Source organism: Vreelandella indica (genome assembly GCF_037070225.1).
GTDB classification, from domain to species: domain Bacteria; phylum Pseudomonadota; class Gammaproteobacteria; order Pseudomonadales; family Halomonadaceae; genus Vreelandella; species Vreelandella arctica.
The window spans coordinates 24,456-36,483 of record NZ_JBANSO010000034.1 but is presented as its reverse complement, the minus strand read 5'-3'; the positions used below and the strand labels follow the sequence as shown (position 1 = coordinate 36,483).

The window sequence follows — 12,028 nt, the reverse complement described above, 5'->3', positions numbered from 1 at the left end:
AGTGTGTCTGAACGCCGGAAAGTGGTTAAAAAGTAGCCGATGTAAGTCGAGCCAGTAGGTGTTTAGCGGTGTTACAGCCTGAGTGCGGTACTGGCTGAGGTACTATGAGAAATCCAGGCTAACACCTTTGCAAAAACAGGCGCTAGCCGATGAACTGGTCAACGTTATGGAGCGCTTCCAACACGAAGTAGACCAGCACCCAGACCGTTACGAAGCACTGATCAGCCAGCCTACGCCTAGCCACTTGGTTATAAAACTTCAACCCGCTCACACGTCTGAAGGGTAATCATCAAGACGCTGTTTGCTCGGGCAATGCTTCAAAAAACGCCCGCGAATAGGCAGTACATGCCATTTGATCAATCGCTAGCTGTTGTTTAAGGCGAACTCATCACTTAATCGGTCGCCGCGCAGCCTCTGAAAACGCCGAGACATTATACTCGCAATGGTTAATACGGCCCGTTGTGCGTGTTGTGATTCAATGCGTAGGGAGGGCATGCGCAAGGCGTTTATATAACAGGTGGGATCGGTGAGTGCCGACACCTACGCACCCTGCTATTCCTTAGTGGTGTCAAACAGCGCTCCGGCCTATCACCTCTATTGAACCGCCCCGGTTATTCCGGAGACCGGTTTGTTTGAGTCAGGCAGCTTCACCCGACTCCTCCAATTGACGATAATACGTCCTTTCTCGTTCTGCTGGTGGAACGTTTCCGATAGGCTCCAGCAGTCGGCGATTATTGAACCAGTCAACCCATTCCAGCGTGGCATACTCAACGGCATCCAGTCCCCTCCATGGGCCACGATGATGGATCACCTCCGTTTTGAACAAGCCAATTATGGTCTCTGCCAGCGCATTGTCGTAAGAGTCGCCGGTGGTGCCGACTGAGGCATTGATACCCTCGTCAGCCATACGCTCGGTGTAGCGGATCGAGAGATATTGGCTTCCCCTATCACTATGGTGGATCAACCCTTGTCTGTGTTTTCGTGCCCACAGAGCTTGCTCTAGAGCGTCCAGCACCAGTGCCGTTCTCATCGACGTCGCTACACGCCAACCCACGATACAGCGTGCATAAACATCGATAACGAACGCAACGTAAACGAAGCCAGACCAGGTAGCGACATAGGTAAAATCGGCCACCCAAAGCTGATTAGGACGCATGGCCGTAAAGTCACGTTTCACTAAATCAGGTGCCCGTTTCTGGCCGGGATCACTGATGGTCGTGAAGGGGCGTTGGCCTCGCACCACGCCGCGAATTCCCAGGCGGCGCATGAGCCGTTCTACAGTGCAACGAGCAACATTAACGCCTTCACGGCGGAGTTGCCGCCAGACCTTACGGGCACCGTAGACGCAGAAGTTTTCTTCCCACACTCGCTGAATCTCAGCGGTAAGAAACTCATCCTGCCGATACCGGTCTGCCCGCCGTTCAGGATCAGCTTCAAGTGCCTTGTGGTGGTAATACGTCGATGGGGCGATTGGCAGTTGGCTACAAATCGACTCGACCCCGAACTGAGCACGATGCTCGTCGATAAATGACACCATCAATTGGGTTTGCGGTCGAGCTCCGCCTGGGCGAAAAAAGCAGCCGCCTTACGGAGAATTTCATTGGCACGCTTCAATTCGGTATTTTCACGCTCTAGCTGCTTGAGTCGTTCATGTTCAGACAGGTTAACCGAACTGTTTTCCTGCGTGAGTTCTGTGCGTTTGCACCAGGCTCTCAAGGTCTCTGGTGTACAACCGAACTTGCTGGCAATGGAACAGATCGCCGCCCACTTGGACGGGTATTCGCCTTGCTGTTCAATAACTAAACGAACAGCTCGCTCCCGCACTTCTGGGGAATATCGTTTTGGTGAGTTCATGACTTCATCCTCTCAAGATATGAAGTCTCCGGTAAAGCCGGGGCGGTTCACTATTGTCTCAACATTTACTTAACTATTTATTTAACTATTTCCTAACGATCCAGCCCAACGATTTTCTATCACGCCATAAAAGCCCCATCAGCGTTTGCTGTGGGGCTATTTGTGTTGGTGAAGGCAGACCAGCTTATATAATTGGCACGAACGGTACACAACCACTCAAGGTCAGGCCTAAAACGGTCATCAATAGTAAGGTTCTCAAGACGTGGCTGCCGCTTTTTTCTTGGGAGCAGCCCTTTTCTTAGCAGCGGGCTTTTTCTGTGTCGGTAACTCTGCACTCAGCGCGTTGGCATAAGCGGTGCGAGCGGTTTGATAGATTGCCAGCTGTTGGTTGAGCTTTGCGATCTCCGCATCTGTCACGCGCAGGTTAACCACTTGGTTACGCGCGTTCTCGGAAAGGTCGGCTAGGTTGTACTCGGCACCATCAATGGTAATCGTCTGGTTTTCATCTGCCATGATTATTTACGCCTTCGTTAAATATCCATTAAAAAATACACGTGAGCGTACCTCGAACGTGAGGTCGTCATCATCCCTGCCTTCAAGCGCGCTATCAAGGTTTTCCGGCATGCTTTGGTAAAATGCCATCACACATTCTGGGTTCATAAATAGTACCCCCTAGGATTAGGCATCTTTGTTCCTGCTGCTTGGTTCCTACTGCTCTGTTCCTACTACTCTCTTCCTACTACTCTGCCCCTACAAAATAGTGGTAAAGTACGCTTAATTAACAATACCTTGACAGTTCAACAGTCTAAAATAAGGGCATTGAGCGATGAGCATGTTCTCGACCGGGCTAAGCGGGTTAAATGCAGCACAAAATGCCCTCAATACCACCAGCAACAATATCAGCAACGTTTACACCCCTGGCTTTAACCGGGAAGTGACCATGCTGGGGGAAGGGTCCGGGAAAACGTCCGGCGTGCGTGTCAATGCCATCGAACGCCAGTTCAACCACTACGTTGCCGACCAGCTTAACAATGCGCGTACCCAATCCAGCGCACTACAGGCATACGCACAGCAAGTGGACCAGGTCGATAACCTGTTGGCGGACCGCGAAGCAGGGCTAGCTCCGCTGATGCAGAATTTCTTCTCTGCACTGGAAGATCTCGCCAGCGCCCCCTCAGACCCAGCAGCACGCCAGGGTGTGATCGGCAACGCCCAAACCCTCAGTGCACAGTTCCGCTCTTATGATAGCTACCTGCAAGATATGCAGAACAACATCAATAGCGAGATAAAGGACGAAATCACCCAGGTCAACAACACCACCCAACAGATCGCTGGTCTCAACCGTGAGATCTCCCTCGCCCGCGCACGCACTGGTGAAGCCCCTAACAGCCTGCTTAACCAGCGTGACCAGATGATTGCCGAGTTAAGCGAGCGCATGAACTCGCGTCTTTCGATCCAAGATGGCAAAACCTACAACATCAGCCTGCCTAACGGCCAGCCCCTAGTGACCGGCACCGACGCGTTCAAGCTGACGCCCGTTCAATCCGAAACCGACCCGCAACGCACCGTGGTGGGTTACCGCGACGGTGGCGGTAACGTGGTGACACTGAACGAGGATGTGATCACCGGCGGCAGCCTGGGCGGCTTGATGCGTTTTCGCCAAGAAACGCTAGACAAAACGCAAAATCAAATTGGCCAACTCGCCGTTTCGCTCACTACCGCCTTCAACGAATTACACAAGCAGGGAGTGGATCTTAACGGCGAGCAAGGCGAAGACTTCTTTACCATTCGCGCCCCCCAAGCCTATAGCGCCCCTGATAACAGCGCGGACGTCGCGTCAATCGCCTTTGACCCAACGCAGGTGGACAACCTACGCGCCACCGATTACCAAGTTCGCTACGATGGCAGCGAATTTACCGTTACCCGGCAAGACAACGGCGAGGCAGTGAGTGCCGAGTGGGACGGCAATACGCTTTCCTTCGGCGGGATTGATATGGCGCTCAGCGGCACTACCGCTGCGGGCGATACGTTTAGTGTACAACCCGTGCGCCGCGCCGCGGCAGGCATGGACGTACTGATTAACGACCTGGATAAAATTGCCGCCGCGCTTGGCCCGGTGCGCCCCGTGCCCTACTCCACGGTGGATTTCCAATCGCAAAGCGCCACCCGGCTGGGTGAAACAGGAAGCCTGCAAAGTGTTTTTCAGAATGGGGTGAAAACGAGCTCAATCTCAGGCCTTAAACCCATCGCTTTTATCCCCCAAGGCACAAAAAATATTGAAATTCACTTAGATGCCATTGGACAAGATGACGATATACAACTATTTAGCCGAGACGGCAAACACCTAGTCGGCACTCCCATTGTTGGGGGTGATCCAGATTACACCTGGACCACCAATAAGATAGAAAGCGCCGCTGATATAGAAACAACCATATTCACAATACAAAATGGATTCAAAGAAGGCGTCAGCTACGATGGCTCCAATCTCTTCAGCTATGAAGGCGATGAGTATTCAAACCAGCTTGAAGATGGCGCTGTCTTCACTACAGGTAACGGCATTAAGTTCACCTATACGGGCGATGGTGCACGTTTTGACAGTAACGACAACAGCAGGCAATTAACGGACAGCTATCACGCAGAGGAGCGGTTAAGGATTGATAGCGCCGAAGAACCGCTTTTCTTAATGATATCGGGAAGCGGTAGCTTCGACATCACCGCCACGTGGGATGAAATGCCAGGGGCACCAGCGGCAGGCGGCGTAACCCCCGACAACACCCCCATTGGCCGCGTGCAGAGCCAGCTTGAAGTCAGCGAGATTGACGTGGCCCCTGCATTTAAGCAGATGGATGCCAAGTACCAGCCCCCCAGCTTTGCAATTAAAGCCGCTGACGATGGTGCATTAAGCCTCGGCCTTTTCGGTGCAGATAGCAGCAACAACCTATTTGTTTCCCCGGATGCCGGCTCGGTACCCACCTCCCCGCCGCCGGAAGGCATTTACAGCATCTTTAAAGAAGACGGCACAGAAATCGACAATGTGCTTTCGGTGAATGCCGGTACAGGCGACACCTTAGCGGTTGGTGAACGCCTAACCATTAAAGATGACGCCACGGGCGAGACCATACTCAGCTTTACCATTGACGAGCTACCCAGCAACGGCACCACCAGCGGCGTTACCTTTACCGGCCTATCAGGCTCTTCCTCTACCGGCCCCGGCGACAACCGCAACGCACTCGCCTTACAGAACCTACAAAGCGAAGCCACAGTAGGAGTAAACGCCACCTTCAGTGGTGCTTACGGCGCCATGGTGAGCGACGTCGGGAATCGCACCAACATTACCCAGGTAAACCTTGACGCCCGCCAGGGGCTAACTGACCAACTGCGCGCCGTTCAACAATCAGAATCAGGCGTTAACCTGGATGAAGAAGCAGCGAACCTGATACGCTTTCAGCAGTTTTACCAAGCCAATGCCCGCGTGATTGATACCGCATCGAGCCTCTTCGATACCATCCTTGGTCTACGCAGCTAATGGATAAGCGCGCCGCCCTTATACCCAATACGTGAGCGCCCTACGCGGAATAGACATACGCAAACAGCCGCAAGAGCGGCTGTTTTGCGATTCGGTTAACAGGGGCCGCACCAAGCAAGCTTAAAAGCGGCGACATCCAGCAGCGCGTGCCCATAATCGGTTCACTTTGCCTCGGCTACTCATCCACACTGAACGGCAGCCAGCCCCGGTGTCCGCCAAGCTTTATCACCAGTACGTCATCAAGTAGCTGTATCGCGCCAGGATTAGGCCAGGTAGGCATATCCCCTACCACTGCCAAGGCTTGCCGGGTAGCGGCCCTGTCGGCTGCGGAAAAATGCGCAATGCCGTAGTAGGCGAAAAAACGCTCCAGCCTAATATTGTTTCCGCCATCCCAGGCAAAAAAGCTACCACCGAACGTGCCAGCGTTGGGCAGAGTGTGGCGGCTTGGCTGCTGCCACCCACCGTGGAAGTAAACGGGGGTGCGCGCTAGATCCACCTCCGGATACTGCATATAGGCACTGGTCATGATGCGGTTCGCCATCAGGATGTCCCGCTGGCGAAGGTGGTGGTCAGAGGAGAACAGCGCACTGATCCACGCTATATGTACTAGAGTGACGATGCCAATAGCACCTAGCAACACACGAGCAGGCAAAGCGATAGCAGGTTGAAGCTGTTGTGAGCCTCGCTGTTGCGGCATGCCGCTCAGCTGGCTAAGCAGCCACGTTACAATCAGAGCCGACATCAGGTTAAAGCCCACCCAAACACGAGCGGGTAGCGGGCTATTACTGGTTAACGCCAAGCTGATGGGCGTGATGAGAATACCCACCAAGAGCAGGCCGCGCCAGAGCGCCGTTCGCCCTGGCCGCCTAAACAAGAGCAGAAGGCTTACCAAAGCGGCCAGCGTAACCAGCGAAAGCGTTCCTGCACCGTAGTAGGCACGCCCGCTCAGCAGCACCGCTACTTGCCGCACAAGCCCCTGAAGGTACCGGCCAAGCTCTCCCCCCTGCAGTACGAAGCGCTCCAGGTAACCTTCATTGAGCTGGGCATAGCTGGCATCCCCAACGAGATACGCTTGCAGCCAGCGGGATAGCACCACATAAAGCAAGGCAGCGACTGCCAAGCTGACACCTAACCCACACAGCGATGCAAACTGGCGTTTTATCGGCATAGCCCTTGCTTCTGGCGCAAGCAGCAGCATCCCCATCCACATCAGTGGGGCCAGTATCACCAAGGATTGGTAAATGGCCATGGCGTAGACCCAACAGGCCACTGCCACCGCTAACCACAGGCTGCGCCCCCACCGGTTACCTGGCGCGCTCAGGCTGCGCTGAAAGAGCGCCACGCCTACCACCATTAACACGTAACCCACCGCCACGGTGTCGGCCTGGTTAATAAACTGAAGCTGGTAAGCAAGCTGTGGCGTTGAGGCAAACACCGCGCTAAAAGCGACCCCTTGCCACAGCGGCAGCTTGAGCATTGCCGCACCGATCACGGCAGCCAACGCCAGTAATGCAAGCGCCATAACCAGGGTAAAGTAAGGGATATAGGGTTCAGGTAACAACCAAGCACGCAGGAAGGCATGCCCCCAGCGGCCTAGCGCAATAGTGTGTTGAAAGTTGTCCTCGAATTCGCCATCAATCGACAAGGTAAAATGCGAAAGGGGGAAAAAATACACCACCATCAGGCCCAACCACGAAACCAGAAATAGGATTCCGTCCTGTTTGCCTACTAATCTTTGCATGGCACTCCACTCTTGAAGTTTGTTACTCATCTGACAAGGCAGGCATCTAGCCCCAAAGCGCCATGCGACAGCAGTCCACTAACGAAGCGTTAGCGGGCGTTGACATTAACCTTGCCACACCCAGGGCGCTGGCACGCCAGGGCCTGGGCAGCCAGTTGCTTAGTGTTTCTTCGGCAACTCTTCACTCAGCGCCCGTGCATAGGCTGTGCGTGCCGTTTGGAAAATCGCCAGCTGCTGCTTGAGATTGGCAATCTCGGCATCGGTAACGCGCAGGTTGGTCACTTGCGCCTTGGCATTGTCAGAGAGGTCATTGATGTTGTACTCAGTGCCGTCAATCGTCACGGTCTGCTGTTGTTTATCTGCCATTCGTTAAGCTCCAGTTTTAATCAAAATCAAAGGTTAGGTCGTCATCACTATCGAACACGCTATCCAGGTCTTCAGGTACTTCTTGGGTGGCACCATGCTCAGCATGGAACTTTGCACGCTCTGCCAACTGATTGAGCTGGCTCATGGAGAACATCTGGGCGTGGGCGAGGGCCATGGGGGCACCCTTCAAGGTGGTATAAACGTCGTTTTCCAGGCTATTAAGCGCTTGTTCATTAATACGGTGGAGGCCATTCACTGTTAACGGCTCCTGCCCTTCGCCCCGCTCAATGGTTAATGGCCACTGCTCAATCACTCCGGCACGCTGTAACGCATCGCAGGCCTGCTGAGTAGCCCCTCGGTTGCTTTCGCACTGGGTTAAAAAGTCCAGCGTTTGGGCAGCGGTGCCAGTCAGTTTCCCCTCTTCATTAAACAGCGTTTCGCCTTGGTTGTTGCTTAGGTGGTGCTCGTCAATGGCGAAGACTTTTTCCCCCGGCTTTTCGCTATTGGCCAGGGTAAAGGGATAGCCACGTAGGCTGGCGGGCACATAAGTGCCCAGCCATTTGCCATTGGGGGCCACGTACAGGTTCCGCTCACCCACGCCCAGCAGCACCACCGGCTGGAAGCGCTCGCCCTCTTTGATCAACGCCACCACATAGTGGGGCAGCAGCTTGTTCAGTTCCGCCAGCAGAATACCCGCGACGTTTAGCTGATCGGCGAAGTGATAGCCATCCCGAGGTAAGTACCCCTGGCCCGCGTGCTGGGTGGGGGAAAGCGCGATCCATTGGGGCATAACAACTCTCTACTCAAAAAGCATTAATAGTGGTGGGCAGTGTAACAAAAAACCGGCACCAGGGCCGGGGGGGGTGGTCAGTGGCATAGGCTAGGCGGTTGTCTTACTCACCATCAAAGAGAGAGCCCGTCACGGATGGTGTTGAGGGACATCACCTTGCCGGTGTCGCAACGGCAGGCACCCCATCATCACTACACCGCGTAGCTTCCGCGTAAGGTATCCAGCCGTGTACGACGGTTGGGCTGCTCGCCCTGACCGTCGAGTACCACGTTCTCGCTATCCGGCAGGCACGGCTCGACCCGGTTACGCAGCCATTCGGCAATCGACCAAGTGCGGTTGGCAGCGTTCTGGTAGTCGTAGTCGTCGACTTGGACATTAACGGTCTCGCGCACTACCAAGCGGATGCCTTCCAGGCGCCAAACGGTCTCCTCGAATTCCTTAATGGTCATATCGCCCTAGTTAGCAAAGAAAACCCCCAGCCGAGGCCGGGGGTTTAGATACCTTAACCTATCTAACGATAGGCATCCTTCTCAAAGAGAGGGATTAACCAAATACGATGTCAGAAACAGCGATGGAAGTTACACCATTCAGCATGACCATTTGGTCATCGCCTGCGGTGAAGCTACCGTCAGCATTGCTATCGATGAAGACAGCCAGTGCATCAGTTTCATTACCAGCGGTGTCATCAAAGGCATACGTGGCAACAGCACGATCAGCAGCCCCGTCGTTGAAGAAGCCAACACCATCACCAATGACATTTTCTAGAGCTACGGCAATCTCCTCGTTGGTGAAGTTGTCACCATCGGTGGCAGTACCCTTACCAGTGATGGCGGTACGAGCGTCACCAGCCCCTAGACCCAGAGCAGAAGACAGTTCCAGCTTGTCTTCGCCTGTGGTGAAGTTGGTGATGACGTCGTAGCCTGCAGCAGCATCGGCAGTGCCATTATCGTCGGCATCAGACAGGCTCAGCACGGAGTCTGTGTCAGAAGCGAGGCGAACTGTTTCTTTAGTGCCTGCAGCCGCCAGAGTGATGGAGTCAGCACCACCGTTACCAACAATAATGTTGTTTTCAGCGGCGTTACCAGTCATGACGACAGCATCATTACCTGATGAACCCAACACAGCGAGAGTGTTGTCATCAGCAGAATCATCAAGATTGATGGTCAACTTACCAGTTGATGCAGAGGCATCAATCTTAGTCAATGACGCAGCATTAATAATGTCAGAGATCTCAACTTCCGCGTTACCTGCGATTTCAACAGTGCTGGTTTCGCCAGAAAGGTCAAGTGAAGCAATGGTCAAATCGTGGTCGGTGGCATCAAAAGCATCAATAGTTGTCTGTGATGTAGCAGATGTTGAAGCGTTCGCTACAAACCTAACGGTTTCAATCGCTTCACCATTCGCATCAGCGTTCACATCAAGAACTGAAATATCAAAACTATCGGTGCTGTTGTTTGAATCGTCGAATGTTGCATTCACGGTCAATACATCGGATGTACCGGATGCATCAGCCAGCGCAACGTCAAGTTCATCATCATAGACATCATTGCTATTTTTGCCTGCAACTACATCAATTGTCGTGCCCGCTGCAGCTTTATCGATAACGATATTATTAGCAGCATCACCTGTTAGCTTAACAGAGGTAAATCCTGCTTGAAGGCTCAGATCATAGGTGCCCTGACCACCGGTAACGTCAAGTACCTCGAAACCAGTGAAGTCATCTGCCAAAAGGTAGGTGCCATTGGCAACCTTCAAAGTATCTTCGCCGTCGCCGCCTGCTACAGTACCGCCAGTACCAAGTGCAGCGCCCACAGTTACGCTATCATCGCCAGCACCCATTGCGATAGCCTTGGTGGTTGCGCCAAGGCTCACAGAGTCTGCACCCGCACCACCAGTGAAGGTCACGTCGTTGTCGAGCTGGGTGGTGATGGTAGTTCCGGCGCTATTGGTAGACGTGATTGCTAGCTCAGCTGCTTGAGCAGTTAGTGCAGTGGAAACTGCAACATCACCCGCCAAACTCAACGAAGTCGCTTTGGCGAAATTGAGAGAGGTGCCAGAAGATTTAGTGCCAGAAGCCGTTACATTAACAGTAGTTGCCTCGGCATCAGCAATGGTACCACCAGTCAACTTATCGACTGCCAGATCGAGTGAACGTGTACCTGCAGCAGCATTAACGGTAACGTTCTGGTTGCTGTTGGCAACGCTTAGGCTAGTCAGTGCGTCGGAACCAATGGTAGATGTGCCAGTCGCGCCAGAAATTGATACGGTAGCTAGAGTATCGGCCTCGGTGCCATTGTCAGCAATATTGACAGAAGTTGCGCCAGTGACTGAAACATCAGTCAGACCAGCCGCACCCGTCACGCTTACAGCACCAGTAGCACCAGAAGTAGTAACAGACTTGCCACCTGCAACTGTTACAGAGCCGGTGGTGGTAGTTACAGAAGCATCAGTAGTGTCAGCCAGTTTGACGTTAACGTTGCCAGCCGCCTTAGCGGTTACGTCGGTCAAGCCAGTCACACCAGACAAATCGTAAACAGCTGTGTTTGTTGCTTCTACGGCATCCTGATTTGCTTGAAGATCTGCTTTAGCAAGCGAGATGTCCGTAGGAGTGGAAGCAGCCACATTGATTGCTGGCAAAGCGGTACCCGCTTGAGGAGCGGTTACAATAACGTCTGCTCCTACAATCGTGGCAACGGTGGAACCCGCAATAGCGTTAATAGCGTCGGCTACCAACGTATTTACTTCGGCTTGCGTTGCTGAACCGTCCAAAGCGGCGGTCGTGGCGGTCACGCCACCGTAAGTTACATCAAGTGTTGAGGTAGAAGTTCCATCGTTGACAGTAAAAGTCAGCTTGTCTATTTCTTTTTGAGCCGCTTGACCTGCTGAAGCAACATTACCCAGTGCACCAGCAGTATTGATGTCGATTTTTTCAACAGCAATATTCATTCCAGCGGGCTGCGCAGTCCCCATTACCGCGTCAGCATCTTTGACAACTAGTGTGTCAGTGCCTCTGCCACCGTCAACGGAGTCCAGTGCAGTCAGAGTAGCACCAGTAGCATTGAACGTGTCGTCGTTATCGGTACCGGTCTCGGAGTCGACACCTGTAGTGAGACTGAAAACCTGGCCAGGTACAGAAGTATCAACTTCAACCTGTTCTTCTGCCGGTACGGCCGTGGCAGAGAGACCTTCTACGTCACCGTACATAGTGAAGTGCTCAAGCGCAGTGATGCCCGCAGCTTCGAATTCAGCGGCTACGTCAGCAACACCTTTGCCAGCCCACTCTGCAGCAGTAGCTTCTTCGCTTTGCAGCTTAGCAAGTTTAGCTTCGAGGTAAGAAGACACATCGAAGTCGTTAGACGGGTTGATGTCTTCTTCTTCACCGTACTGCAGGTAGTGGTTGTATACGTTGCCACCCCACAGGTTAACGAAATCTTCAGCGGCTGCGTCAATGGTCAGGTAAGAAGACGCAGAATCGTTGAACATGGCCGTGGCTTTGGCACGGATGTATTCAGCCGGGTCGAAGAAGGCGTTAGGGGCCAGATCTTCCTGGTAGCCGTACTGCTCGTAGTGCTCTTGAGCAGTCAGGCCTACGGCGCTAAAACGTGCTTCCAGGAATGCAGCATCTTTACCAGCCCAATCAGCGGCCGTCTCAGAGTTGTTTTGAAGCTGTGCAAGCTTGGCGTTTAGGTAAAATTCTTTATTAAAGCCTGGAATTGCCATGTAGGTACTCTCCTTACATATGCATATGTTC

The 12,028-nt window shown here is 53.3% G+C and carries 9 protein-coding genes and 1 other annotated feature; of the genes, 2 read left to right on the top strand and 7 right to left on the bottom strand.

Annotated elements, in window-relative coordinates; genetic code table 11:
* Nucleotides 1-127: 127 nt before the first annotated feature.
* Nucleotides 128-286, top strand: coding sequence for a hypothetical protein (locus V8L71_RS18365; RefSeq protein WP_336275065.1), 159 nt, complete (start codon nucleotides 128-130; stop codon nucleotides 284-286).
* Nucleotides 287-637: 351 nt separating this feature from the next.
* On the opposite strand, the gene V8L71_RS18360 is transcribed toward V8L71_RS18365, so the two are convergent.
* Both V8L71_RS18360 and V8L71_RS18355 read right to left on the bottom strand, forming a co-directional pair.
* Nucleotides 638-1,854 (bottom strand): IS3 family transposase gene (locus tag V8L71_RS18360; RefSeq protein ID WP_273191070.1). Its coding sequence is split into 2 segments (ribosomal slippage): nucleotides 638-1,569 and nucleotides 1,569-1,854, totalling 1,218 coding nucleotides; the frame shifts between segments, so codons are not numbered across the junction.
* Nucleotides 1,463-1,579, bottom strand: a sequence feature (AL1L pseudoknot). (Overlaps the previous gene by 117 nt.)
* 255 nt (nucleotides 1,855-2,109) lie before the next feature.
* Nucleotides 2,110-2,367, bottom strand: a complete 258-nt coding sequence (locus V8L71_RS18355; RefSeq protein WP_336275064.1) for a hypothetical protein — start codon at nucleotides 2,365-2,367, stop codon at nucleotides 2,110-2,112.
* Between the two features lie 313 nt (nucleotides 2,368-2,680).
* Here V8L71_RS18355 and flgK point away from each other — a divergent pair, with 313 nt between their 5' ends.
* Nucleotides 2,681-5,380, top strand: a complete 2,700-nt coding sequence (gene flgK / locus V8L71_RS18350) for a flagellar hook-associated protein FlgK (RefSeq protein WP_336275063.1) — start codon at nucleotides 2,681-2,683, stop codon at nucleotides 5,378-5,380.
* A 175-nt stretch (nucleotides 5,381-5,555) separates the two neighbouring features.
* Here flgK and V8L71_RS18345 read toward each other — a convergent pair whose 3' ends face one another.
* The 5 genes from V8L71_RS18345 to V8L71_RS18325 form a co-directional block, all read right to left on the bottom strand.
* Nucleotides 5,556-7,121, bottom strand: a complete 1,566-nt coding sequence (locus tag V8L71_RS18345) for a glucosyltransferase domain-containing protein (protein ID WP_336275062.1) — start codon at nucleotides 7,119-7,121, stop codon at nucleotides 5,556-5,558.
* A 159-nt stretch (nucleotides 7,122-7,280) separates the two neighbouring features.
* On the bottom strand, nucleotides 7,281-7,487 hold the full coding sequence (locus V8L71_RS18340) for a DUF6447 family protein (RefSeq protein WP_336275061.1): 207 nt from the start codon (nucleotides 7,485-7,487) through the stop codon (nucleotides 7,281-7,283).
* 16 nt (nucleotides 7,488-7,503) lie between these two features.
* Nucleotides 7,504-8,277, bottom strand: coding sequence for a SapC family protein (locus V8L71_RS18335; protein ID WP_336275060.1), 774 nt, complete (start codon nucleotides 8,275-8,277; stop codon nucleotides 7,504-7,506).
* Between the two features lie 191 nt (nucleotides 8,278-8,468).
* Nucleotides 8,469-8,726, bottom strand: a complete 258-nt coding sequence (locus V8L71_RS18330; RefSeq protein WP_336275059.1) for a hypothetical protein — start codon at nucleotides 8,724-8,726, stop codon at nucleotides 8,469-8,471.
* Between the two features lie 94 nt (nucleotides 8,727-8,820).
* Complete coding sequence (locus tag V8L71_RS18325) at nucleotides 8,821-11,997, bottom strand: beta strand repeat-containing protein (protein WP_336275058.1); 3,177 nt, start codon at nucleotides 11,995-11,997, stop codon at nucleotides 8,821-8,823.
* Nucleotides 11,998-12,028: the final 31 nt, after the last annotated feature.